Raw genomic sequence first — 24,182 nt, 5'->3', positions numbered from 1 at the left:
GGTAATTTTATGATATTTAAAAACAGTACTTCTGGAGTAATTGTAGATAATCTTATCACTACTATACAGAATAACAGAGATTATCTAAGTGAAATAGACGGAAAAATCGGTGATGGTGACCATGGAATTAATATGAATAAGGGATTCACTATGTGCCGTGAAAAGCTCGCAGGAAAAACCTATTCTTTTTCTGAAGGATTAAAAGTATTAAGTGAAACTCTTATGGATGATATTGGAGGTTCAATGGGTCCTTTATATGGAGTTTTCTTTGAAGAAATATCACTTTCAATAAATAAAGAAAATATTTCTGCTGAAATTTTTGCAGAAGTACTTAATAATTCTATTAAAGCAATAAAAGATATAGGAAATGCCAAACCCGGCGATAAAACTTTGCTTGACACTCTGGTACCTGCATACGAAGCTTTTGAAAATGCCCATATAAAAGGAAATAATTTTTATGACTCATTAAATGAAATGAAAGATGCTGCCTATAAAGGCTGGCAGTCTACAGAAGATATGGTCGCCAAAATAGGACGAGCTTCAAGACTTGGTGAAAGATCAAGAGGTGTTTTAGATGCAGGAGCTACAAGTTGTTATCTGATTATTGAATCCATGGCTGATACGATTCAAAAAATGCTTTCAGAAACTTAAACAGCTCAAATAAAGTCCCGTTTTCTAAATTTATATATAAAGTGTGGCCGGCTGAAGATATATCAGCCGGTCTTTTATTATTCTGTTAAAATATAATTTTTTGAACTAATTCAACAATAAAAACTGAAAAACATGCGCAAAGAGAAACCCTAAATAAATTATTTCCCCTGTAAGCCAGTATAAGAGCTGTTAAAAATCCGGCAAAAGCCGACCATCTATTTCCTGTTGCGTACAGTATACCCGGAAAAATCATAACAGCAAGAGTAACATAAGGTACATAATATAAAAATGACTTAATATAAATATTTTTTATCTCTCTGTTAAAAAGCAGTAATGGAAGCAGACGTATTAAATAAGTGACTCCAGACATTACAAGTATGTAAATATAAACATTACCCCTCATATTCCTCCTCCTTCAGCGGAAAAATTACAGTTGCAGCTCCAGCTATCAGTATAGTAAGAATAATAATCTTAAATCCTGGTGATATTACTGATAAAATCCGGATTTTCGAAAAAATAAGGCTTGAAATCATAGATAATGTAATAAGACCGGCTAATATTCTGTTTCCTCTAGCAGGCGGTATAATAACTGCTATAAACATAGCATAAAGTGCCACACTTAAAGTACTTATAATTCCCAATGGCAGAATATCACCCGAAATAACTCCTAAAAATGTTCCCAAAATCCACCCGGGCATTGCTACACTCATTGCACCATATATATAAAAAGGATTTAATTTTCCATCATTGCATACTGATATTCCAAAAATTTCATCAGTAATCCCAAAAGCCATAATAAACTTATGTATTAATGGAGTTTTCTCTTTAAGCTTTTGCGATAAGGCGCATGACATCAGACAGTAACGTAAATTAATTATAAGCTGTGTTACAGCCATTTCAAAATATAAAGCTGACACTCCTATCAGACCTATTGCAGAAAACTGTCCTGCTGATGTGTAATTTGTTGCAGACATTAATGAAGACTGAAAAGCTGTCAATCCAGTATTTCTTGCTGCGATTCCAAATGTAAAAGATACTGCCAGATATCCCAGACATATTGGAACCCCGTCTTTGACCCCCTGCTTCCAGTATGTAATATTGTTCCCCATATCATTACCTTTCATAATAATTTCAAATCAACATTTATATTTTATCATCTTTAAGTACATTAGTAAATTATATATCTTATTATTTCATATTTTAGAATCCAATAAAAAATGAGCAGAAAATTTACAATATAACTTCATTCTGCTCATAATGAAATATGTTTCCAAAAATAAAATATCAGACATTACTAAAATTTTTAGTTAAAATGATATTTTCTATTCTATCTTCCTATCTCGATAATATTTTCTACTAAAATTTTACATCTTCCACAGTCTATCCCTGCACCAGTTGCCTGCCCTACTTCGTCAACTGTTGCTGCTCCAAGTTTCACAGCATTTATTACAGCTTCCAGTGATACATTTTTACATCCGCACACAGAGCTGAGTATTTGATCTAATTCGCTTTTACAGCTATCACATTCAAGGCAGACACCCGCAGTTTCCTTCATCTCTTCCTTTGTTCTTGCTCCCTGAGACATTGCTTTACGTACAGTTATGTAATCTACATTGTTCTTTTCACAAACTATTCTATTTCCAGCCAAAATTCTTCTCCTTTTCATTCCAATTTTATATATTATATTTTATCATTTTTCCACTCTATGTCAAATAAAATCTAATTTAAAATAAAATATTTTCCATTGTACTATATTTCCTAATATTATATATATCATATTATATTCAAAATGTAATATTCTAATATACAGTGCATTTTTAATAATATATACAATTTTATTAAATTGAGCTATACAAATTTATAAAAATTACAATTATTCTATTTTTTACTTTTTATAATCATCAAAAATTAATTAACAAAGATTTTTCTAAGTTTATTATAAGTTTTTTCTAAATAAAAAATTGTATGATAAATACGCTAGAGAAGATAATAATAATTTTTTATTTAAAATCAGGTTTGGTAGGCCTGATTTTTTTATACAATTGTATCTAAAAATATTGTTTTCTTATTTTTATTATCTGTCTTTTCTTTATATACTTCATAATTCTTCACAGACATACTTTTCTTTTTCCTCCTGTAATTAATTTTGTAATACCACTCTCGCTAAAACTTTTAACTCCTATAGCTTTTTTAGTTTATAATAACTCTTTTTATAATTATAGTTCTCTATCAATAAGCAGACTAAAAACAATCTATATAAAATGAAAACCATAATTGAATCAGTTTTTTGAATATATTAAATTTTTATCTTATAGAATACCTATTGTTACCTTTATTTTCATTATATTCTTCCATAACTTCTTTATCCAGCTTACATTTAATTTAGAGGTTTCAGCGCTTTTTTTGGCAGCAAACTGCTCTTATATCAATCCTGAGTGCTTCAACATGACATATGTCAAATTTTTCACCTCTTCAACATTTTACTCTAAATATCTATAATTACTTCGCATAAGTAAAATTCCTTTTATATTGTTTTCTTTTAAAAACATGATACTATTGAATTTTCACTTATGCAATTTTTTTACTTTTTTCACCACACTTATAATGCCATAATAACCATTATCCAATTTTCATAATTCAAAAAACTTTACAAAAAAACAGGCTTTTCAGCCTGTTTTATATAATTATAATTAGTTTCTGTCTAATGATATGTTTAATCCTGCTCTTAACTTAGTATCTCCATATCCTGAATAAGTATCATCACTTTCAGCAAATTCTCCTCTTTGTTGATCAATTGCATCCCATTTAACATAAGGCATTACACCAATTTTTCCAAGTGAAGTATCGAAAGTGTGCTTAAATGAAGCTTTTGGACTTAAATAGAACCCATTATTATACCATCCATTACCTGTTTGCATTTCATATTCATTTTCAATGTCTAATCCAACACCAAATCCGTAGAATCTAGGTGAGTCATATGAAATTACTCCATCATAATCTAAGTATACTGTATTTCTACCATCTGAAGTTGTAGTTTTTGTATTAGTAGCATCTCTTAAATGGTTTTTAAGATCTAAATTATAAGAAACTGTTCCGAATCTTCCTTCTAAGATAGTTCCATTGAAGTTAAAATCAAAGTTTCCTCCGATTCCTTCTGTACCAGTATCTTTATAGTGTCTATTGTATACTTTTTCTTCTACAATACTTGGTCCAAAATCTTTTTGGCTGTTTACATCATTATAGTATACAAACTGAGCTGAGAAAGTTCCTTCTTGTCCTAGTAATTTAAACCCTACAGTTGGTCCAAAATAAAATTCATTACCATGTCCTGAATCAGTATATCCTTCATATTTCCATCCTAATTTCATATCTCCAACAAATGGACCTTTTGAGAAATCTTTTGAGAAATATACATCATTATCCCAACCATTTCCTTGATGTTTACCTTTACTATTATAAAAATCTTTCTTTAAAAAATCAAAGTTAAAGCTTAATCCTTGCCACTCATCATCTAAAGTTAATTTTCCAGTAAACTCATTTCTCATTTCCTGACCAGTCATGTGAGTTCTATTTCTCATTGCTTCATTAGTAGTCCGACCACTATGTAAGCTTCTCCAGTGAGAATCAATACTTAAATTAGTAAAATCGTCAGCGACAGATACACCCGATATAACTGTCATTAAAGCTAATAACCCGAATAATTTTTTCATTTAATTTACCTCCACAATATTTTAAATTTTATATCACTTATTTATACCACATAATTCCTCATATGTAAATACTTTTATGTAAATTTATACAGTTCACTACTTAGTTATAGTAGCAACTACACCAGAAGCAACTGTTCTTCCGCCTTCTCTGATGGCGAATCTTAATCCTTCTTCCATTGCTATTGGGTGGATTAATTCTACTGTCATTTCTATGTTATCTCCAGGCATTACCATTTCAATACCTTCTGGCAGATTTACCATTCCTGTTATATCTGTCGTTCTGAAATAGAACTGCGGTCTGTATCCTGTAAAGAATGGTGTATGTCTTCCGCCTTCTTCTTTTGTCAATACATATACTTCTGATTTAAAGTTAGTATGTGGTGTTATTGATCCCGGCTTAGCTAGTACCTGTCCTCTTTCCACATCCTCTTTCTTTGTTCCTCTTAATAATGCTCCGATATTATCTCCTGCTTCTCCTGAATCTAATAACTTTCTGAACATTTCTACTCCTGTTACTGTTGTCTTTGTTGTAGGTCTTATTCCTATGATCTCTACTTCTTCTCCAACATTAACTTTTCCTCTTTCTACTCTTCCTGTTACTACTGTTCCTCTTCCTGTTATAGTAAATACATCCTCTATTGGTAATAGGAACGGCTGATCTACCGGTCTTTCAGGTGTTGGTATGTATGAATCCACTGCATTCATTAATTCCATTATTGCATCTATCCATTTTTCTTCTCCGTTTAACGCTCCTAATGATGATCCTTGTATTACTGGTATATCGTCTCCAGGGAATCCATACTCTGTTAGTAATTCTCTTACTTCCATTTCTACTAATTCCAATAATTCTTCGTCATCTACCATATCTACTTTGTTTAAGTATACTACGATATAAGGAACTCCAACCTGTCTTGCAAGCAGGATATGTTCTCTTGTCTGAGGCATTGGACCGTCAGCTGCTGATACTACTAAGATTGCTCCATCCATTTGTGCTGCTCCTGTTATCATGTTCTTTACATAATCCGCATGGCCTGGACAGTCTACGTGTGCGTAGTGTCTTGCTTCTGTTTCATACTCTATGTGAGCTGTATTTATTGTTATTTCCTCTTTTCTCTTTTCTTCAGGTGCCTGGTCAATATTTTCAAAATCTACTTTTTGAGCCAGTCCTTTATCCGATAATACTTTTGATATTGCTGCTGTTGTTGTTGTTTTTTCCGTGATCTACGTGACCGATTGTTCCCACGTTTACGTGTGGTTTGCTTCTTTCGAATTTAGCTTTTGCCATTTGTAATTCTCCTCCTACAATTTCATTAAATTTTATGTGTAATTATATCATATTTTTTTGGGCTTTGCAACCCTTTTAGTAGTGTTATAATCAGCTACAGGCTCGTACTGTGACTATTTCCAGAATAATTTATCAATGAGGGTTTTCTTTTGCGGCATCCCATTTTTCAATATTCCTTTTTTTATCCAGTATTTGTGTTCTGCAAGATCAAAAAGAGGTTTATCCGCTATACTATCAGAATAAAAATTCACTATATCATACTGGATATTGTTATCTTCTGCCCACTTGTCCAGTCTTTTCACTTTTTCATAATTTTTACAGTTTTTACTTGTTATATGTGAATGAAATTTCGTACTCTCAAATAAAAAATCTGTACCTATTACCACATCAAATCCCATTAATCTTAATCTGTCAATTATTAAAAATGTCGGAGATGCAGATATTGCCACTAAAATTTCTGTTTCTTTTTTATTTTTTAGTATTTCATCTTTTACCCAGAGATTTATTTTACTCTCTTTTTTTTTCCAAAATTCCCTTATTAGTTTTTTTAACTCACCTGTATTTTCTCCGTTCAAGAAACGTAAAAAATTCTCCTTTAGTTTCTCCAGATTTATTATTTTTAATACATATAACAAAAAATACCATAACTGAAAGATTACAGTATAAATTTTCCAAGGTTTTTTTATCAGATAAAATCTGTAAAAATCATTTAAAGTTTCTCCATTATATATAGTTTTATCGAAATCATATACTGATAGTTTTGTCATTGCAATTCTCCTAAAACTCTGAATATTTCTTCTTTGTTTATTATTTTTTCTTTCTCTTTTTCAAGGGCATCATCCAGCATATCCCGAAATCCGGTTTCTTTGATTTTATTTTTGATTTCTCCCAATGAATTTGTTTTTCTGAATAATTCATGTACCCCGTCATCAAAAACAAGAATTTCATTTATATTTATTCTCCCGCTGTATCCGGAATTACACGAAGGACAGGACTGACCACAGCATTTCACACATATTTTTCTGACAAGCCTTTGTGCAATCACCCCGTTCAGGGAATTTAAAATCAAGTACTCAGGAATTCCCATATCCATTAATCTAAAAATAGTTGACAATGAATCATTGGTATGTATAGTAGCAATTACCAAATGTCCTGTCAACGCAGATTTAACTGCAATTTCAGCAGTTTCTTTATCCCTTATCTCACCTATTACTATAATATCCGGATCATTACGAAGTACGTGCTTTAAGCCTTCAAGAAAAGTCAGTCCTATCTTCTCTTTCACCTGAATCTGTGTTATCCCTTTTAATTTTTTTTCTACAGGATCTTCTACAGTAATTATTTTTTTACTCTTATCATTAAGCTTATTTATTATGGAAAATAATGTAGTTGTTTTTCCCGAACCCGTTGGTCCGCTTATTAATACTAATCCATGATTTTTATTAATTAATTTTTTTATATTGGAAAAACTCTTGCCTCTAAAACCCAAAGACTCAAAATCCGTTATTTTCTCTTCATTTTGAAGAATCCTTAACACAAGGCTTTCACCATCAACAGTTGGCAGAGAAGATACTCTTATATCGTATTTTCGATTATTTATCACGATATTGATACTCCCATCCTGCGGAAGTCTTTTCTCTGCTATATTCATTCCGGAAATGATCTTTATCCTTGAAATGACTTCAAGCTTTTCATTATCAAATGAAAATTTTTCTGCTTTTTCCAAAACACCGTCTATTCTGTAGCGGATGTTAAACTCTCTGCTGTTAATATCTATGTGTATATCACTTGCATGCTTTGTTGTTGCATCACGAATTATCCGGTTTACACTTTCTATAATACCCGGTTTTCCGTTATGAATTCTAAAATTGTCCCCCATGTTCCCCCGCCTTTTAATTTTATTATTCAAAGATTATTATTTTGATAATTCTTCCAGAAAGTATTTATTTTGCTTAACAAGAAGTCCGTATACTATCTTTTTGATCATATTGTGCCATTTCAAATTTTGCTTTAATTCTTCCACTGCTTTTGTAGACTCTCTTACCTGCATTTTTAAAAAGTCCAGTTCTTCATATGATAGAGTTAAAGTAATCTTTTTACTCTTTGATTGTGCTTCTTTTTCCAGATAATTTAAAAATGTAAATACATTAGAAGCCTGTTTTTCATATGGAAGCATCTGTTTTTTCATCTCTTTTACCAGCTTGGCAAGATATTTCATATTTCCTCTGCTCAGCTCTACCTTTAGATTTCTTTTCCCTCTGCCTATTTTTTGTATAAGTGAAGCTGCTTTATTTTGTGTCCTTGCTGCCATAGCATCTACAGCACTTGGGTTTACTGCTTGTCTTTTCATTTTTTCTCTGCCCTTCTCATAAATAATTTTAAAATTTCTCCGGTCTTTATATTCCCCTCCCTCAAGACACTTATCTTTCCTGCCGAATATTTTATTACAGTCGACGGAACACCATTTAATATAGTTCCGCCGTCTAATATAAAATCTGTTTTTTCTAAAATGTCATAAGATATATCCTGGGTTTTTACAGGTGATTTTTCCCCGGATATATTTGCACTGGTAGTAAACACTATTCCTCCGCAGGATTCTATTATCCTCAACAGTATCTCGTCACCGGGAATTCTTACACCTATTGTATTATCTTCCGCTACATTATACTTGCTGTTATCAAATACAATAGTCAGCTCTCCCGGCCAGTATTTTTTCATTATTTCTGAAATATTCCCCAGATCTTCTTCTTCAAAGCTGATTAATTTATGAAGATGAGAAATATCACTTATTAACGCTATTATTGGTTTACTTCTGTCCCTCTGTTTTGCTTCATAGATTCTGTCTATCCCTTCGGGATTATTGTATACTGCCCCTATTCCATACACTGTATCTGTAGGAAAGATTGCTATCCCGTTATTTTTTAGACAGCTTACTATTTCTTGAACCGACTCTTCACTTATTTTCTGTTTATTCATGAGGAAGCTCAAATAAGTCACTTATCGCCTGATCATTTACTATTCTTTTGATTGTTTCTGAGAACATAGTATCTGTAGATAATATTTCCAGATTTTCAAATCTTTTATTATCAGGCAGTTCTATTGTATCTGTTACTATTACTTTGTTAAACGGAGCAGCTTTTAGTCTTTCTACTGCCGGATCAGATAAAATTGCATGTGTAGCACAAGCAAATACCTCAGTAGCTCCTTTTTCTTTAAGAGCATACGCAGCATTGCATATAGTTCCTGCTGTGTCTATCATGTCATCGATAAGTATAGCTTTTTTCCCGGCCACATCTCCGATTATATTCATAACTTCAGATACATTGGCTTTAGCTCTTCTCTTATCAATTATCGCAAGTGGTGCATGAAGCCATTTAGCCAGACTTCTTGCTCTTTTTACCCCGCCTACATCAGGCGACACTACTACGATATCATCACCCACAAGTTCATTTTTAATGAAATATTTCGCCAGAATAGGGAGTGCTTCCATGTGATCCACCGGAATATCAAAGAATCCCTGTATCTGCCTTGCATGCAGATCCATAGTCACCACTCTTGAGGCTCCCGCTACTGTTAAAATATCAGCAATAAGTTTCGATGTAATCGGCTCTCTCGGACTTGCCTTCCTGTCTTGTCTGGCATATCCGTAATAAGGTATTACCGGGATTATCTCAGCGGCAGATGCTCTTTTTAATGAATCCATAAAGATCAAAAGCTCCATTATGCTCTCATTTACTGGTTTTGAAGTCGACTGAACTATGAAAACCATACATCCTCTCACACTTTGATTAACTTTTGCAAATGTCTCCCCGTCCGCAAATTTGATTAAATCTACCGAGCCCAGTTCTACACCTAATTTCTGAGCTATCTGTCTTGCCAAAGCTTTGCTTGAAGACCCAGCATAGATTTGAAAATCTTTTTCCATTAATCCTTCCCTCTTTCTTTATTTATTTGTCTTGCCCTTCCAAAAGCTATTTGATTATCATTTACATCTTCTGTTATTACCGATCCTGCAGCTGTTACTGCATTTTTACCTATATTTACCGGAGCTACTATTATAGAATCGCTTCCAATAAAAGAATCTTCCCCTATTTTGACTTTATGTTTCTTTTGTCCGTCATAATTACATGTAATGGTTCCCGCCCCTATATTAGTATTCTGACCTATCTCAGCATCACCAATATATGTTAGATGACCTGCTTTAACACCTTTTTCCAAAACCGAATTTTTTACTTCTACAAAATTCCCAACATGAGCTCTTTCCTTCAGAACTGTTTTCGGTCTTAAATGTGCAAACGGTCCTACCGTTGCATAATCCTCCACAACTGTTTCCTCTACCAGAGAAGCTTCGATTGTGATGTTATTCCCTATATTTGAGTCAATTATACGCGTATTTGAATATATAATGCAGTTATTCCCTATTTTAGTCTTTCCCTGAATTACAGTACTGGGATATATTACTGTATCCTGACCTATTTCTACATTATCTTCTATATATGAAGTTTCAGGATCAATAAGTATTACACCTTCATCCATTAACTCTTCATTTTTTCTGTTTTTAAGAATTCTTCCGGCTATTGCCAGCTGTGCTTTTGAATTTACACCCAGAATCTCTGTTTCATCAAAAATTTTGTAGCTTTCTACTTTTCCTCCGCCGTTAACAAGTATTTTTATTGCATCAGGAAGATAATACTCCCCTTTTTCATTTTTGTTATCTATCTTGTCTAAAGCATCCACCAGACTATCATATCTGAAAATATAGACACCTACATTTATTTCTTTTATTTCTTTTATTTCATCAGAGGCCTCTTTTTCCTCTATTATGTCAATTATCTGCTCTTTTTCGTTAAGTATTATTCTGCCATATCCGAAAGGATCGTTTACTTCACATGATAATAGTATACAATCAAGGCTGTCCTTCAGAAATTTTTCCTCCATTTTTCTCAAGGTCTCAGCTTTAATTAATGGTGAATCACCATATGTAATAAGAACGTTATCCTTACTTTTTAATATTTCATCTTTTGCTATAAGAACCGCATGTCCTGTTCCCAGTTGTTCATCCTGCTCAATGTAATCAATATCACCCATTACAGACAAAACCTTTTCTTTCATATGTCCCAGAATGAATATTTTTTTGTGTACTCCTGTTTTTTCAAGTACATCAGAAACTTTTTGCAGCATTGGTACACCATTGACCTTATGTATTACCTTGGGGAGTTCAGATTTCATTCTGGTCCCCTTGCCGGCCGCCAATATGACAGATATCATTTTTCATATACTCCTTTTCATTTTGATTAAATAATTGTTAAAATATTAATTTTGCCAAAAAAACTTATATTTCATTATAACATAATTGTTCATGTCAATTCAATTATTATGAATTTTTTTAGATATAAAGTTTTTTTCCTTTATTCCGGTATATGATTTGCTTGCTTTTAGTTAAATTATGCTGAACATTTTATCACTTCTGCACAATATTATCTGACTTAAAACCAAAAATTTCACTAACTGAAAAATGCCGCATAACGGCATTTTTCATAGTATGTTGACATTAGCATATATTGCTATTCCGAATATTAATCCGCAGATACACTAATGTTTTTTATGTGAAGCTTCCGAACAGCTGCAGCTTGCACAGCTAGTTCCGCAAAAATTTTTATTTTTTTTGTATTCTTTGTATATCACTGAAAATACTTTATATACAATTCCAGCTGTAATCAATAATATTATTGCTGTTTTCATATTATCAGTCTCCTTGCTTTTACATAATTAATTTTGCTATATTGAAGAATAAAGTCGATACCACATAAGGCAGTACTAAAAGTATTGCAGTCTCCATCAGCATCATTTTCCATCCGAATTCCTGTTTTAATGCACCAAGGGCAACTGCACAAGGCACAACCAAGAGTACAAACAGCATAAACGAATATGCTCTTACAGGTCCTAAATCATCACTCCATAAGCTTCTTACTGCCGGTATGATATCTCCTCCGGCATCTTCCTGAAGAGTTTCTTCATCAGCAGGCTCAAATGCTCCTACATGGAAAGTAACTGCATTGACAAGTGCTTTTACTGAGTCTATTGCTGCTACACCCAGATCTTTTACCTGTCCGAAAGTATCAGCAAGGAAATTATACTCTTCTGCTTCTTCCTCTTCACCTTCTACTGCTTCCTCTTCCTGCTGCTGTAATAATACCTGTCCGAAAAATGCTACTACTGTTTCTTTGGCTATTACACTCGGAACAAGCGATGCCACAGGCTCCCATCTGTCTGCAAATCCTGTAGGCTTAAACACAGGCTGAACAACCTTTGCCGCTTTTGCAAGATAAGATTCCTGTATGTTCCCTTCACTAGGGAAATACCCGAAAAACCATATTACTATTAATATTCCAAGAATTATTGTTGTAGCTCTCTTTACATACATCATAGTTTTTGAAAACATATTATTCCATACCACTTTAAAGCTCGGCATTCTGTATGGAGGAAGCTCTATTAATAATTCTGTATTATCACCTTTGAAATAATCAAATCTCTTTAATATATATGCCATAATAAGAGCAAACAAAACACCTATTACATACATCGAAACTATCACTAATGCAGCATTTTTGCTGAAAAATGCTGCTGCAAGCAATGAATATACTGGCAGCCTTGCACCGCATGACATAAATGTAGTAATAAATCCTGTAAGTCTTCTTGTTTTCTCATCTTCAAGTGTTCTTGTAGAATAAATTGCAGGAACTGTACATCCAAAACCAATAAGCATTGGTATAAATGCCTTACCTGATAATCCTACTTTATTCATTGCTTTATTCATCAAAAAAGCAACTCTCGCCATATATCCGCTTTCTTCAAGTATTGACATAAAGAAATAGATAAAGAACATCAGAGGTACGAATGTCAGAACGGCACCCACACTTGCCAGAATTCCGTCAAGTATGAAACTGTTCAGCCATCCCGGAGTTCCTTCTATTAATTTCCCTACATATTTTATGATATAATTACTGAAAAATCCGTCTACCCAGTCTATAAACGGGGCACTTCCGTCAAAAATCAATACAAACATTACATACACAATTAATAAAAATGATAAAATCCCAAAAAATTTATTTAGTAATATTTTATCAATTTTATCTGTCATGGCAAATTTATTAATATCACTTTTTTTCAGATTTGCTGATACAATACCTCTTATTGCTCCGTATCGCGCTCTTGCTATTACATCGGCAGGATCCATATCATATCTGTCTTTTAAATTTTTTATTTCTTTCTCAGCTGTATTTCTTAAGTCTATTCCGTAATTCACTTTTACCGTTGCTAAAAAGTTAGTATCTTCTTCCAGTGCTTTTATGGCAATCCAGTCAATAGGGTATTTTTCTGTCAATTTATTATATTCTTTATTATTTGTCAGTGTTTTTTTTACGCTTGTAATATCTTCCTCTATTGCATTATCAAATGCCAGCGTATACGGTATATGAGCCTGATCTTTATGAAGCTTTGCCAGTTTCACGGCTTTGGAGATTATCTCATTTACACCTTCTCCAGTTTTCCCGCTTGTGAATACTGTTTCCATACCTATTTGCTTTTCAAAAACTTCTTTATCCAGCTGATAGTTTAATTTTTTAAATTCGTCATGATAGTTTAAAGCCATGACCATTGGTTTCCCTATTTCCTTTAATAAAGCTGTCAAATAGAGATTTTTCTCCAATGCGGTAGACTCCACCACATTTATAATTACGTCAACATCATTTTCCAGTATAAAATCTCTGGAAACCAGTTCCTCAGGTGTATTAGCTGTTAAACTGTATATTCCCGGAAGATCGACTAGATTAACTTCTTCATTTTCAAATTTAAAAAATACTTCTTTTTTCTCGATCGTAACACCAGGCCAGTTTCCCATTTTTAAACTTGCATTTGAAATCTTATTAATTAAGGCAGTCTTTCCGACATTTGGGTTTCCTACAAATGCTATTTTTATCATCTTATACTACCTCAATTTCAATTTTTTGTGCCAGATTATTGCTTAACACTATTTTAGTTTCAGTAGTTTTCATAAGTATATTTCCATTTGCTGCGTTTTCCATGAAACAAGAATCCCCATTACATACCCCTAAACTCAACAGTCTCATATTCAGTTTTTTTTCTTTTATTTCCTTAATTCTGAATTTGTCCCCTGCTTTTGCTTGTAACAATGTCATAATTCCCAACTCCTCACAAATTTGATTCACTAACTATAAATTGTTTTTATACTCAAAATAATTCTATAACTTTTTGAAACCTTTGTCAAGCCTTTATTTTACAAGGTTTTTTGTGAAATATTTATAAAATTGTAAAGATTACATTTTATTAATTATTCTAAATTTTAATTTTTATTCTCAAAACATTGATATTACTAATTAAAAAATTTTTCATTCAATAAAAAAAAATACAATTTCTGATTTTTCCATTTTCAGACTTGTATTTTTAAATCTATTTTTATTTATAAAACTATAAAATTTTACTTTCTTTTAGTTTATCATAAATTTTTTTCTTTCTCTTTTTCATAACCGTATACATAATTCAGATTTATATTCCGCATCGAATTAAACACGCTTTTTTTTATCCCAGGATGCTTCTCTTCAAGATCACTCAGAAGATCCTTTACTTCCTTTCTTTTGCTTGACGTTTTTCCTGCTTCTATAGTACACCCGCAGTTCATTGCAAGTATACCGTTCTTCTTTGTATAATTAATTATATCTTTTTCCTCTACATATATTAGCGGTCTTATCACTTTTAATTTTCCTGATGTAGAGTCTACCTCGGGAGTCATTGTCTTCACAGAACCCGAATAAAAAATATTTATAAGTGTAGTCTCTATAACATCATCAAAATGGTGACCCAAAGCAAGTTTATTATAGCCGTATTCTTCTACTTTTTTATACAAAATTCCTCTTCTCATCTTAGCACATAAGAAACACGGATAATCCTTAGCCTTTTCATTTGCTATTTTCCAAATATTAGTATCAAAAATTTCACAATCAATATCCAGCTTCAAAAGATTATTTTTAAAATTATCCAGATCTTCTTTTTTAAAACCGGGATTTAGATTAACCGCCCTGAATTCAAAGTTTCTTCTCTTATCCTTTTTTAACCGCTGAAAAAGCTTATAAAGCAAAAGACTGTCCTTCCCTCCGGAAATTGCAATTGCAATCTTATCTCCATCCTTTACAAGTCCGAATTCATTAACAGCTTTCAAAAATTTTGCCCATATAGATTTTTTATACTCGGCAGTTATACTGTTTTCTATATCTTCAAGCGGTTTCATATCACATTCCGGCAAAACCGCATCACATTTTAAATTTATCATTTTTACTCCTTGCAATCAAATATAACCAGTATGTCTTTTCCCAAAATTATATTGATTTTTCACTACAATTTTTCATGAAACCAAAATTACATAATAAAAATGTGGAGTATCCACATTTTCATTTTTTATAAATTAACAATTTCGACATTCTTTTTCTAATTCAGCTATCTTTTCTTTTAATGCTTCATCTCTCGAATCTATATCATAAGCTGCTTTATATTCCTCTATAGCTCTCTTAAATCTTCCCATATTTTCATATTTTCTTGCAAAATCTATATGTGCAATGTATATGTCAAGATCAAGGAAAATTGCAAATTCATAATTCTCTATTGCTTTTATGATCTCTCCCTTTCTTGAGTGTATATTTCCCAAAAGAAATAATATAAAAGGTTCCATAGGGTCATAATTTAATGCTATATTCAAATTTTCCTCTGCCTTATCCAAATCGTTTACTTCATAATATAAGTAACCTAAAAATGCCCGCATTTCAAAATCATCAGGTTTAAGCTTCACAAGCTGCTCGTAAATGCTTATAGCTTCCTTATCCTTCTTCAGTGCATGATAGATTGTAGCCAAATTCTGCAGTGCTTCAGTATCCTTAGAATTATTGATTACTTTTGCCTTATATAGTTTTAACGCTTCTTCTATATTGTCATCATATCTGATTTCTTTAAATATTAATGTCTTTAACATTTAATACACTCTCCATTATTCTATTCTAACACTCTCTGATTAATTTTATTAAATATTCTAACATATTTTTTTTTAATAGTAAAATTTTATTTTCTCCAGTACTCTGCCTAGTGTAGAAACTGTTACATTATGGAACAGCTCTCCGTTAACCTCTATATTAACTCCGTAACTGCAAGCCTTAAAACAGTTTTTCACAGTTAAAAAAACACTTTTATCTTCATCATTTAAATTTACTCCTAATTCTTTGGAAATTATGCCAAGTATTTCCATGCTGCCTTTCATTGTACATCCGGAACCGGAACATACAGTAACCGATATCTGTTTCTTTTCCTGAAAGGAGCTCGAAATTTCTATCACTTCATGAACTTCAGATAATTCAAGACACATTCTTGCAGCAATAAATTTTTGTATATCTTCAGGTATACAGCCTATTTGGGATTGTACAAAGTGCAGAACATCAAACAGATCAGTATCATCCTTTTTTACTAACAGATAATTATTAATTAAATCTTTTATATTTTCCATATCAGCACTTTCTTTTGAAATAATTCATATCTCAATTATACTACATTTGAAGACTATTTGAAACAAAATTTTTTCAAAGATTAGAGTTATGATGATATAATTGTTTTTTTAACAGTGTTTGTATTCAGTACACTTTATAATTTTAAAACTTTAATAGTGTAATTTTTATAAATAAAAAAATGGCTCTGAATTAACAGCAACCATTTCAATTTCCAGTTATCTTATGTTATTTTCCGCTTTATACTGCTCTATTCTGAATAATAAATCTTCTATTTCCTGTATTTCATTTACTTTTTTATCTATCTGCTTGTCTACCTTTGTAAGTTCTTTTTCCAATCTTGTCCCGCTGTTCAGATGCTGTCTTAGATTTGTCCATTTTCCTCTTGCACCTTCTCTTAACTCTCTTCTATATTCATAAGTTGGAGCTGCACCTGCTATCATTCCTGTAAATACACATAATACTGCTGTTATTCCTAATTTTTTCATTTTCTCCTCCTTTTATCTCTTTCTTCTCATTCTTGCCTGTTCATCCGGCATTAGTTCCTCTTCTTCTGCTTTTATTCTGTCCAGTATTGTATACCAGTATCCTCTTTTTTCAGGTAATGTTACATATACTGATTCCTGTGATCTTCTTAATGCCTTTTCATATGAAGAGTATACTCCGTCCTGATCATAGTCCTTCGTTATACTGTCCTCTACTGCTTTACTTACCTGTACATCTCCATTTTCAGCACTGTATGCTGCAGCAGTCATTAAACCCATTAAAAATAATAATAATAGTTTTTTCATGCACCCTCCCTATTTTTTTGTTTTATTAAGATATTTTAGTACTTTATTATACTCTGTTTTATGCCACGCCACATCTTTTTTAGCTCTGTAATTTTCTATTTTATCTGCCTTTTCCATTTGTGCGCTTATATCAGGCATTTCAGGTGCTGCTTTATCTTTTTTTGCACTAAATGAAACTGCACCTAATACAAGCATAATACCAATTATGATTTTTTTCATATTCTCCTCCTTATATAAATTAAATAAAAAGCATTTTTCAATATATAATAACATATATATTAAATTAATTCAATATAAAACATTAACTAATACACTGTATTCTTATCTGATTTAACCCAGAAAAAAAAGTCACTGATTCAATATCAGTGATTTTTTCTTACTCAGCATCCGGTTTATCTTTTTTTGTCATTTTTATTTTCCCGAGATTTATCAGACCTTTTTTATCATAATCTTTTATTATGTCATTTAATTTATATTTATCTACAACTTTTTTCATTATTTCAAGTCTGTCGTTGTTTATTTTTTGCTGAAATAAGAAATTGTAAATTTGTGTATATGCATCTGCTATGGTGAAGTTTAGGAATGATTCCTTATTCATTTCATGGAAATTCTTAACTTCATCCTCAGTTACATTCACCTTTCCTGACAAACTTTTTTCTATATAATAGTTTATCTGTACTTTATCTTTAATCTCTTCTATTTCGTCAGCCTCAGTAGTAAAAAAATCTTCCTTTTTCATCTCTTCAAGCATTATTTTATCAAAATATTTTGCAGTAATTCTTACAGAATTATTACTCATATATTTTACTTCATCATTGCTCAGCACAAGTTCACCCTGAAAATTAGCTATGATATCCTGTATCATTTTTGTTTCATTGGCAACCAGCTTTTGTCTGTATAAGAAGTTATAGATCTGTGCAGCTATATTATCAGAATTACTCTCATTCTGGTTTGCAAACAAGCCTCTGTTTGCATTATAAAAGCTTTGGATCTCGTTATTTGTAACTGCCACTGTACCATCCAGTTTCTTTTGAACATAAAATCTTACAAGGGCATTTTCCTGTAGGAAATCCATTTCTTTTAATTCTGCTTCTGTTCTTTCAGCCTGTTTTGCTTCATATAACAAAGCTTTATCTACCAGCACCTGAGCTATTTCATTAGGTCTGCTTTTATATTTTTCTATTTCTTTTTCCGTTAAAGATATAAAATCTTTTGCGTTATCCATAGATCTTCCTTTCTATAAATACTTTTCTTCTTTTTTAACTTTCCCGCATATATATAACTTAAAAGATACTCCTATGTGGAGGAGTATCTGTTATAAATATAAAAAATTAATTAATTTCCTACTATAGCACTAAACTCTTCGTAAGCATCTACAACTTTTTGGTTTGCAGTTATAGATTTTTGTAAGTCATTTCTTAAAGAAGTTAAAGAAGAAATTACTCCTTGGTATTCTTTTTCATAAAAACTTACTTTTCTTTCTCCAGCTACTACATCTAATTGATCCTGAACATTTTCTAATAATTCAGAATATTTAGCTACGTTATCTGTAGCTACTTCAGCTTTTTGCTGTTCAGCTGCTAATGTTTGGCTTGTTCTGTTTTCTATAACCTGTATTTGTTGGTCAATAGCTGCTGCCTGTCTTTCTATATCAGTAGCTGTTGCAGCAAATGATAATGAAGCTGCTATAAATAATCCAGTTAAAACTATCTTTTTCATTTTTCCTCCTAAAAAATTTTTATTATTTAAAAAATTATTGAGCGTAAGCGTCTCTAGCTGCGCTTAATTTTTCAAAATTGTCTATAATTTTTTGGTTTTCTTTGATTGAAGAATCTAATTTTCCTAATAGATCTTTGTATTGATTAGCTACTGGTCCGTAAGTATTTTTGTAATAAGAAATTTTAGCTAATTGAGCAGCCTCTTCATATTTAGCCTGTAATTCATCTCTCATTTCTACTTGCTTATCTAATTCTGCCTGTGCATTATCAGCTTTTTGTTGCTCTAATTGAAATCTTTGATCATCCTTTGCTCTTAATGCATCTAATTGATTAGATATTGCATCGTATCTCTGTTCGAATGTCATTGTTGCTGTAGGTGCTGTAGTTGTAGTTTTTGTTGTTTTAGCAGCTGCTGAAGCTACTACTGAAGATATCATTAATATAATTCCTATCTTTTTCATATTTTCCTCCTTGATATATTTATACTATTAAATTTTACAATAATTACTGATGTTTGTCAATATTTTATTTGATTTGAGACTCAACATCCAGTTCATAATTTGTGTTGTTTTCTCTGATAATTTTATTATCAGGATAGAATTTAACTTCAACCCTTCTGTTTCTTGCTCTTCCTTCAGGATTGTCCTTACCGTTAGGCAGTGTATTTGGTGCAACTGGTCTGTCCTCACCATATCCTGCTACGTTATATCTAATTCCGTTTCCAGTTCCGATAACCTGTGTATAAACATCGGCAACTGCAGCCGCTCTTCTTTCAGACAGCTTTTGGTTGTATTCTTTTGCTCCCTTAGAATCTGTATGTCCTGCTATATCTAATACACCTGTTAGGTTGTTGTTTTGGTTCAGATTTTTGATCTGCTGAGCAGCTCCTCTTATCTCTTGCTTAGCATTTTCTTTTACTGTTGCTTTGTCAAAATCAAAGTATGCTCCCGAAACTGTTAAGTCCATAGTTTTTCCTATTGGTGCAGGCTTCTCAGGTGTTACTACTATTGGTTCAACTGGTCTTGCAGCTGGTAATACAGGATAATCTCTCTTTTCCCCTGCTCCAAAAGTGAAACCTAATTTAAGTGAAACCTGACTTTCAGTTCCGCTGTGATTCTTATCGTTATTATCTGTTAATTTATATGTAGATCCTTCATATAAAAGTTCAGCATTAAACCACGGTGCGAATTGTTTACCCACACCTGCTGCGTAATAAAATCCGTCTTTTGCTTCTTTTATAGTGTCTCTGTCTTCAAAGTTAAACTGATACCCTAATCTTACCGGTATGTAAAATGCATTCCCTGTAGAACTATGTCCGATTCCTATTCTTGATACTGCGTAAACCGGTACTGATGAAAATGCCTTATATCCTCTTTTACCATTCAATTCAGTTTGATACTCAGAACCAAGTCCCCATCTAAAACCGTCTTCAGGCTTCCCTGACATAATTTCCAGACCAATACTTGCTCCAGGCTCAAAACTATTTGGCTTTTCTCCAAATTCATCTTTTGTTATTGTTCTGTAACCTAATACACCAGGCTTCAAATCCACTGTTATAGCGCTTGAAACTTGTGATGCTACAGCTACTCCCAAAAGAAGCGAAAGATTTTTCATCCCTTTCTTCATTTGACTTCCTCCTACTTATTATTTTAGTTTTGGTATGTTCGTATAAATTATACAAAATTTTATACTAAAAAGCAAATTTTTTTATAAAAATAGTACTTTTAAACATTGCTATTTTGATTTTTATTAAATATAATTTATATACTTTCTACATAAAATGATACAAAAAGCTGTTCTCATAATAATTTGAACAGCTTTTTGCTTTTTATTAGATTTTATGTTTTTTGAAATATTTAGTATGTAAAAGCTCATGTGCCTGATGGCTCATCGGCTCTTTGAAATATTCATTGTACAGTTTTTTAATATATGGATTTTCATGTGATTTTCTTATTGCTTTAGATTCATCTTCTATTTTTATTGCCTCTGTTCTCTTTCTCAGTATAGAAGTGTTTCCGTGATGGTAAGGCTGACCTCCGCCGCCGATACATCCGCCTTTACATGCCATTATTTCTATTGCATGATACATAGATTTTCCTTCTCTTACTTCTTCAAGAAGCTTTCTTGCTTCTCCAAGACCATGAGCTATTCCTATTTTTAGATCCAGATCTCCGACTTTTACATCTGCACTTCTTACACCTTCAAAACCTCTTACAGCTTCATAATCTATATTTTCAAGGCTTTTTCCTGTATACCAGTCTGCGGCTGTTCTAAGAGCAGCTTCTATAACTCCTCCGGTTCTTCCGAAAATTACCCCTGCTCCTGTTGATTCTCCAAGAGGATTATCAAATTCTTCGTCTTTCAGAATATTGAAATTTATATTAGCCTGTTTTATTAATCTTGCTAGCTCTCTTGTAGAAAGAACTATATCTGTATCAAAATCTCCGTCTTTAGAGAATTCTTCTCTTCCTGCCTCATATTTTTTAGCAAGACAAGGCATTACAGAAACTACTATCAGATCTTTTCTGTCCACATTCAGTTCCTTGGCAAATACATTTTTAGCCACGGCACTAAACATCTGCATTGGTGATTTAGCAGTTGACGGTACATCTAATAAGTCATTAAAATTATGCTCGAAGAATTTTACCCATGCCGGACAGCAAGATGTCAAAATAGGTAATTTTACACTTGTATCACCGTTTAAATGACGTGTTAGTCTGTCTAACAGCTCAGATGCTTCTTCCATAATTGTTAAATCTGCTGCAAAATCAGTATCAAAAACTCTGTCAAAACCTAATTTTCTAAGTGATGAAACCATTTTACCAGTTACGGAAGTTCCTGGAGCATATCCGAATTCTTCTCCAAGTGCTACTCTTACTGCAGGTGCTGTCTGTACAATAACTGTTTTTGTAGGATCAGCAAGTGCTGATAATACATCCCATGTAGCATCTCTTTCTACTAATGCACCTGTAGGGCACACGGCAACACACTGTCCGCAGTAAGTACATACTGAATCATTTAAATCCATTTCCATTGCAGGGGCAACAACTGCGTCAAAACCTCTGTTTACTCCTGAAAGAGCTCCTACTGTCTGAACTTCGTTACACATTGTTTCACATCTTCTGCACATTATACATTTGTCCATATCTCTGATTATAGACTTTGATATATCTTTTCTGTATGTAGATTCTTTACCTTCATAAGCTATCTCTTTTATCCCGAATTCATGTGCCAGATCCTGAAGTTCGCATTCTCCGGATTTCTGACAAACAAGACAATCTTTAGGATGGTCTGATAGTAATAGTTCCAATACTATCTTTCTTGAATTCAAGGCTTTTATTGTATTAGTTTTTACTATCATTCCTTCATTAACAGGTGTTGCACAAGAAGGAGCCAGATTTCTTCTTCCTTCCACTTCAACAACGCAGACTCTGCATGAAGCTGTTTTATTTACACATCCAAAATCTGCCAGATTCAGATAGCATAATGTTGGAATGTTTACTCCTGCACTTTTTGCAGCAGCTAATATCGTTGTTCCTTCAGGAACTTGTACTTTTATATCATCAACTGTTACATTTACAAGTTTTTGACTCATTGAACTTTCACTCCCTATCTTTAATTATATTCTGTCTATTGCACTGAATTTACATTTGTCATAACATGCACCGCACTTAATACATTTATCCTGCTCGATAACGTGCTTTTCTTTTACTTTTCCTTCTATACATGATACCGGACAAACTCTCGCACAGGCAGTACATCCTATACATTTGTCATTTATCACATATTTCAGCAGTGCAGTACATTGACCTGAAGGACACTTATGATCTTTTACGTGTGCTTCATATTCATCCCAGAAGTTATTTAATGTAGATAATATCGGATTTGGCGCTGTTTGCCCAAGACCGCATAATGAAGTATCTTTTATTACGTTAGAAAGTTCTTTTAATTTTCTTAAATCATCTTCCGTTCCGTTTCCTTTTGTTATTTTTTCCAGTATTTCAAGAAGTCTTTGGTTTCCTATTCTGCACGGAGTACATTTTCCGCATGATTCTTCTACTGTGAATTCCAGATAGAATTTCGACACTGCTACCATACAGTCATCTTCGTCCATAACTATCATTCCGCCAGATCCCATCATAGATCCCTGTTCCATCAAACTGTCAAAATCTATTGCTACATCAAGGTGTTTTTCAGTCAGGCATCCTCCAGAAGGTCCTCCTGTCTGAACTGACTTAAATTTTTTCCCGTCTTTGATTCCTCCGCCGATTTCATAAATAACTTCTCTCAAAGTAGTTCCCATAGGTACCTCTATAAGTCCTACGTTATTTATTTTTCCTGCAAGAGCAAATACTTTTGTTCCTGATGATTTTTCTGTACCGAATGATTTGAACCAGTCTGCTCCTTTGTTTATAATAACAGGTATATTTGCCAGAGTTTCTACGTTATTAACATTTGTAGGGTATCCGTTATATCCGTGCTCTGCCGGGAACGGAGGTTTTGTTGTAGGTTCTCCTCTGTGTCCTTCCATTGAATGGATAAGTGCTGTTTCTTCACCGCATACGAATGCTCCTGCACCGTATTTTATTTCAATATCAAATTCAAAACCTGAATTAAATATATTTGTTCCTAAAACTCCGCTTTCTTTTGCTTCTTCCAAAGCTATTTTAAGTCTTTTTATAGCCAGAGGATACTCTGCTCTTATGTATACAAGACCTTTAGTTGCTCCTATAGCATATCCGCAGATTGCCATAGCTTCTATTATAGAATGCGGATCTCCCTCGAGGATTGATCTGTCCATGAATGCTCCCGGATCTCCCTCATCGGCGTTACATACTACATATTTTTGATCTGCTTTGTTATTTAGTGCAAACTGCCACTTCATTCCTGTCGAGAAACCGGCTCCGCCTCTTCCTCTAAGACCTGAATTTTTTATAATATCTATTACTGCCTGCTGCTCCATTCCAGTTACTTTATGAAGCGCTGTATACCCGTCATGCAGAAAATAATCATCAATATCTTCCGGATCTACCAGTCCGCAGTTTCTTAAAGCTACTCTTTCCTGTTTTTTGTAGAAATCCATATGATCTGAATCACTTATTCTCTTTTTAGAAACAGGATCTACATATAATAGCTCCTCTACTTTTTCATCACCTATAAGATGTTTATCTACCAGCTTATCCACATCTTCAGGTGTTACTTCTGTATAAAATGTATTATCAGGAAGCATTTTTACTATCGGACCTTTTTCACAAAACCCAAAACATCCTGTTTTTATTACTCTTATTTCATCTTCTTTTCCCAGAGCTTTCACTCTTTCTTCCATTTTAGCAGCTATATCATTACTGCCTGAGGAAATACAACCTGTTCCACCGCATATAAGAACTTGCTTGCTGTATTTTCTGCCTTTATTAATACTGTCTTTTAAAGTATTTAACTCTTCTATAGAAGTCACACGTGACATA

The 24,182-nt window shown here is 32.8% G+C and carries 26 protein-coding genes and 1 pseudogene; 1 reads left to right on the top strand and 26 read right to left on the bottom strand.

Features of this window, described 5'->3' with window-relative positions:
* Positions 1-9: 9 nt before the first annotated feature.
* A complete protein-coding gene (gene dhaL, locus STERM_RS03190; protein WP_012860118.1) occupies positions 10-651 on the top strand; it encodes a dihydroxyacetone kinase subunit DhaL in 642 nt (213 codons plus the stop codon).
* An 85-nt stretch (positions 652-736) separates the two neighbouring features.
* Here dhaL and STERM_RS03185 read toward each other — a convergent pair whose 3' ends face one another.
* From STERM_RS03185 to nuoF, 26 genes and pseudogenes are all read right to left on the bottom strand, one after another.
* Positions 737-1,054, bottom strand: coding sequence for an AzlD domain-containing protein (locus tag STERM_RS03185; protein WP_012860117.1), 318 nt, complete (start codon positions 1,052-1,054; stop codon positions 737-739).
* Positions 1,044-1,775, bottom strand: coding sequence for an AzlC family ABC transporter permease (locus STERM_RS03180; RefSeq protein WP_211205120.1), 732 nt, complete (start codon positions 1,773-1,775; stop codon positions 1,044-1,046). The genes STERM_RS03185 and STERM_RS03180 overlap by 11 nt, the downstream gene beginning before the upstream one ends.
* Positions 1,776-1,978: 203 nt before the next feature.
* The gene (locus STERM_RS03175; RefSeq protein ID WP_012860115.1) at positions 1,979-2,299 is read right to left on the bottom strand and encodes a (2Fe-2S)-binding protein; all 321 of its coding nucleotides are present in this window, start codon (positions 2,297-2,299) and stop codon (positions 1,979-1,981) included.
* Positions 2,300-3,341: 1,042 nt separating this feature from the next.
* Positions 3,342-4,361: a hypothetical protein gene (locus tag STERM_RS03170; protein WP_012860114.1), complete on the bottom strand. Its 1,020-nt coding sequence runs from the start codon at positions 4,359-4,361 to the stop codon at positions 3,342-3,344.
* Positions 4,362-4,457: 96 nt separating this feature from the next.
* Positions 4,458-5,646: pseudogene (gene tuf / locus STERM_RS03165) on the bottom strand (elongation factor Tu).
* Between the two features lie 113 nt (positions 5,647-5,759).
* The gene (locus STERM_RS03160; protein WP_012860113.1) at positions 5,760-6,413 is read right to left on the bottom strand and encodes an HAD-IB family hydrolase; all 654 of its coding nucleotides are present in this window, start codon (positions 6,411-6,413) and stop codon (positions 5,760-5,762) included.
* Positions 6,410-7,525: a GspE/PulE family protein gene (locus STERM_RS03155; RefSeq protein WP_012860112.1), complete on the bottom strand. Its 1,116-nt coding sequence runs from the start codon at positions 7,523-7,525 to the stop codon at positions 6,410-6,412. The genes STERM_RS03160 and STERM_RS03155 overlap by 4 nt, the downstream gene beginning before the upstream one ends.
* A 36-nt stretch (positions 7,526-7,561) precedes the next feature.
* The gene (locus tag STERM_RS03150; protein WP_012860111.1) at positions 7,562-7,996 is read right to left on the bottom strand and encodes a hypothetical protein; all 435 of its coding nucleotides are present in this window, start codon (positions 7,994-7,996) and stop codon (positions 7,562-7,564) included.
* Positions 7,993-8,622: an L-threonylcarbamoyladenylate synthase gene (locus STERM_RS03145; protein WP_012860110.1), complete on the bottom strand. Its 630-nt coding sequence runs from the start codon at positions 8,620-8,622 to the stop codon at positions 7,993-7,995. The genes STERM_RS03150 and STERM_RS03145 overlap by 4 nt, the downstream gene beginning before the upstream one ends.
* Positions 8,615-9,571: a ribose-phosphate diphosphokinase gene (locus tag STERM_RS03140; protein WP_012860109.1), complete on the bottom strand. Its 957-nt coding sequence runs from the start codon at positions 9,569-9,571 to the stop codon at positions 8,615-8,617. The genes STERM_RS03145 and STERM_RS03140 overlap by 8 nt, the downstream gene beginning before the upstream one ends.
* Positions 9,571-10,914, bottom strand: coding sequence for a bifunctional UDP-N-acetylglucosamine diphosphorylase/glucosamine-1-phosphate N-acetyltransferase GlmU (gene glmU, locus STERM_RS03135; RefSeq protein WP_012860108.1), 1,344 nt, complete (start codon positions 10,912-10,914; stop codon positions 9,571-9,573). The genes STERM_RS03140 and glmU overlap by 1 nt, the downstream gene beginning before the upstream one ends.
* A 324-nt stretch (positions 10,915-11,238) precedes the next feature.
* Complete coding sequence (locus STERM_RS21540) at positions 11,239-11,388, bottom strand: FeoB-associated Cys-rich membrane protein (protein ID WP_012860107.1); 150 nt, start codon at positions 11,386-11,388, stop codon at positions 11,239-11,241.
* A 19-nt stretch (positions 11,389-11,407) separates the two neighbouring features.
* Positions 11,408-13,627, bottom strand: a complete 2,220-nt coding sequence (gene feoB, locus STERM_RS03130) for a ferrous iron transport protein B (protein ID WP_012860106.1) — start codon at positions 13,625-13,627, stop codon at positions 11,408-11,410.
* A 1-nt stretch (position 13,628) separates the two neighbouring features.
* Positions 13,629-13,844, bottom strand: a complete 216-nt coding sequence (locus tag STERM_RS03125; RefSeq protein ID WP_012860105.1) for a FeoA family protein — start codon at positions 13,842-13,844, stop codon at positions 13,629-13,631.
* Between the two features lie 317 nt (positions 13,845-14,161).
* Positions 14,162-14,992, bottom strand: a complete 831-nt coding sequence (locus STERM_RS03120) for a tRNA lysidine(34) synthetase (RefSeq protein ID WP_012860104.1) — start codon at positions 14,990-14,992, stop codon at positions 14,162-14,164.
* A 132-nt stretch (positions 14,993-15,124) separates the two neighbouring features.
* Entirely contained in the window at positions 15,125-15,685 is a 561-nt protein-coding gene (locus STERM_RS03115; protein WP_012860103.1) for a tetratricopeptide repeat protein, read from the bottom strand.
* A gap of 72 nt (positions 15,686-15,757) precedes the next feature.
* Complete coding sequence (locus tag STERM_RS03110; RefSeq protein WP_012860102.1) at positions 15,758-16,210, bottom strand: NADH-quinone oxidoreductase subunit NuoE family protein; 453 nt, start codon at positions 16,208-16,210, stop codon at positions 15,758-15,760.
* A gap of 216 nt (positions 16,211-16,426) precedes the next feature.
* A complete protein-coding gene (locus tag STERM_RS03105; protein WP_012860101.1) occupies positions 16,427-16,696 on the bottom strand; it encodes a hypothetical protein in 270 nt (89 codons plus the stop codon).
* A gap of 12 nt (positions 16,697-16,708) precedes the next feature.
* Positions 16,709-16,999: a hypothetical protein gene (locus STERM_RS03100; protein WP_012860100.1), complete on the bottom strand. Its 291-nt coding sequence runs from the start codon at positions 16,997-16,999 to the stop codon at positions 16,709-16,711.
* 9 nt (positions 17,000-17,008) lie between these two features.
* Entirely contained in the window at positions 17,009-17,218 is a 210-nt protein-coding gene (locus tag STERM_RS03095) for a hypothetical protein (protein ID WP_012860099.1), read from the bottom strand.
* 157 nt (positions 17,219-17,375) lie between these two features.
* The gene (locus STERM_RS03090; RefSeq protein WP_012860098.1) at positions 17,376-18,224 is read right to left on the bottom strand and encodes a hypothetical protein; all 849 of its coding nucleotides are present in this window, start codon (positions 18,222-18,224) and stop codon (positions 17,376-17,378) included.
* A 110-nt stretch (positions 18,225-18,334) separates the two neighbouring features.
* A complete protein-coding gene (locus STERM_RS03085) occupies positions 18,335-18,718 on the bottom strand; it encodes an adhesion protein FadA (protein ID WP_012860097.1) in 384 nt (127 codons plus the stop codon).
* A gap of 34 nt (positions 18,719-18,752) precedes the next feature.
* A complete protein-coding gene (locus STERM_RS03080) occupies positions 18,753-19,178 on the bottom strand; it encodes an adhesion protein FadA (protein WP_012860096.1) in 426 nt (141 codons plus the stop codon).
* A 64-nt stretch (positions 19,179-19,242) separates the two neighbouring features.
* Entirely contained in the window at positions 19,243-20,343 is a 1,101-nt protein-coding gene (locus STERM_RS21030) for an OmpA family protein (RefSeq protein ID WP_012860095.1), read from the bottom strand.
* Between the two features lie 205 nt (positions 20,344-20,548).
* Positions 20,549-22,312, bottom strand: coding sequence for an NADH-dependent [FeFe] hydrogenase, group A6 (locus STERM_RS03070; protein ID WP_012860094.1), 1,764 nt, complete (start codon positions 22,310-22,312; stop codon positions 20,549-20,551).
* Between the two features lie 24 nt (positions 22,313-22,336).
* Entirely contained in the window at positions 22,337-24,181 is a 1,845-nt protein-coding gene (nuoF, locus tag STERM_RS03065) for an NADH-quinone oxidoreductase subunit NuoF (RefSeq protein WP_012860093.1), read from the bottom strand.
* Between the last annotated feature and the right edge of the window lies 1 nt (position 24,182).

The organism is Sebaldella termitidis ATCC 33386 (assembly GCF_000024405.1).
Taxonomy (GTDB): Bacteria; Fusobacteriota; Fusobacteriia; order Fusobacteriales; family Leptotrichiaceae; genus Sebaldella; species Sebaldella termitidis.
This window is presented reverse-complemented; position numbering and strand designations above follow the sequence as displayed.

Excerpts from the sequence above, each read along its gene's own strand:
- STERM_RS03140 (WP_012860109.1), bottom strand. The coding sequence starts at position 9,571 with ATGGAAAAAGATTTTCAAATCTATGCTGGGTCTTCAAGCAAAGCTTTG.
- STERM_RS03115 (WP_012860103.1), bottom strand. The coding sequence starts at position 15,685 with ATGTTAAAGACATTAATATTTAAAGAAATCAGATATGATGACAATATA.
- STERM_RS03070 (WP_012860094.1), bottom strand. The coding sequence starts at position 22,312 with ATGAGTCAAAAACTTGTAAATGTAACAGTTGATGATATAAAAGTACAA.
- STERM_RS03180 (WP_211205120.1), bottom strand. The coding sequence starts at position 1,775 with ATGAAAGGTAATGATATGGGGAACAATATTACATACTGGAAGCAGGGG.
- STERM_RS03090 (WP_012860098.1), bottom strand. The coding sequence starts at position 18,224 with ATGGATAACGCAAAAGATTTTATATCTTTAACGGAAAAAGAAATAGAA.
- STERM_RS03100 (WP_012860100.1), bottom strand. The coding sequence starts at position 16,999 with ATGAAAAAACTATTATTATTATTTTTAATGGGTTTAATGACTGCTGCA.
- STERM_RS03150 (WP_012860111.1), bottom strand. The coding sequence starts at position 7,996 with ATGAAAAGACAAGCAGTAAACCCAAGTGCTGTAGATGCTATGGCAGCA.
- STERM_RS03120 (WP_012860104.1), bottom strand. The coding sequence starts at position 14,992 with ATGATAAATTTAAAATGTGATGCGGTTTTGCCGGAATGTGATATGAAA.
- STERM_RS03125 (WP_012860105.1), bottom strand. The coding sequence starts at position 13,844 with ATGACATTGTTACAAGCAAAAGCAGGGGACAAATTCAGAATTAAGGAA.
- STERM_RS03145 (WP_012860110.1), bottom strand. The coding sequence starts at position 8,622 with ATGAATAAACAGAAAATAAGTGAAGAGTCGGTTCAAGAAATAGTAAGC.
- STERM_RS03085 (WP_012860097.1), bottom strand. The coding sequence starts at position 18,718 with ATGAAAAAGATAGTTTTAACTGGATTATTTATAGCAGCTTCATTATCA.
- STERM_RS03110 (WP_012860102.1), bottom strand. The coding sequence starts at position 16,210 with ATGGAAAATATAAAAGATTTAATTAATAATTATCTGTTAGTAAAAAAG.
- STERM_RS03170 (WP_012860114.1), bottom strand. The coding sequence starts at position 4,361 with ATGAAAAAATTATTCGGGTTATTAGCTTTAATGACAGTTATATCGGGT.
- feoB (WP_012860106.1), bottom strand. The coding sequence starts at position 13,627 with ATGATAAAAATAGCATTTGTAGGAAACCCAAATGTCGGAAAGACTGCC.
- dhaL (WP_012860118.1), top strand. The coding sequence starts at position 10 with ATGATATTTAAAAACAGTACTTCTGGAGTAATTGTAGATAATCTTATC.
- STERM_RS03155 (WP_012860112.1), bottom strand. The coding sequence starts at position 7,525 with ATGGGGGACAATTTTAGAATTCATAACGGAAAACCGGGTATTATAGAA.
- STERM_RS21540 (WP_012860107.1), bottom strand. The coding sequence starts at position 11,388 with ATGAAAACAGCAATAATATTATTGATTACAGCTGGAATTGTATATAAA.
- glmU (WP_012860108.1), bottom strand. The coding sequence starts at position 10,914 with ATGATATCTGTCATATTGGCGGCCGGCAAGGGGACCAGAATGAAATCT.
- STERM_RS03160 (WP_012860113.1), bottom strand. The coding sequence starts at position 6,413 with ATGACAAAACTATCAGTATATGATTTCGATAAAACTATATATAATGGA.
- nuoF (WP_012860093.1), bottom strand. The coding sequence starts at position 24,181 with ATGTCACGTGTGACTTCTATAGAAGAGTTAAATACTTTAAAAGACAGT.
- STERM_RS21030 (WP_012860095.1), bottom strand. The coding sequence starts at position 20,343 with ATGAAGAAAGGGATGAAAAATCTTTCGCTTCTTTTGGGAGTAGCTGTA.
- STERM_RS03185 (WP_012860117.1), bottom strand. The coding sequence starts at position 1,054 with ATGAGGGGTAATGTTTATATTTACATACTTGTAATGTCTGGAGTCACT.
- STERM_RS03095 (WP_012860099.1), bottom strand. The coding sequence starts at position 17,218 with ATGAAAAAAATCATAATTGGTATTATGCTTGTATTAGGTGCAGTTTCA.
- STERM_RS03105 (WP_012860101.1), bottom strand. The coding sequence starts at position 16,696 with ATGAAAAAATTAGGAATAACAGCAGTATTATGTGTATTTACAGGAATG.
- STERM_RS03080 (WP_012860096.1), bottom strand. The coding sequence starts at position 19,178 with ATGAAAAAGATAGGAATTATATTAATGATATCTTCAGTAGTAGCTTCA.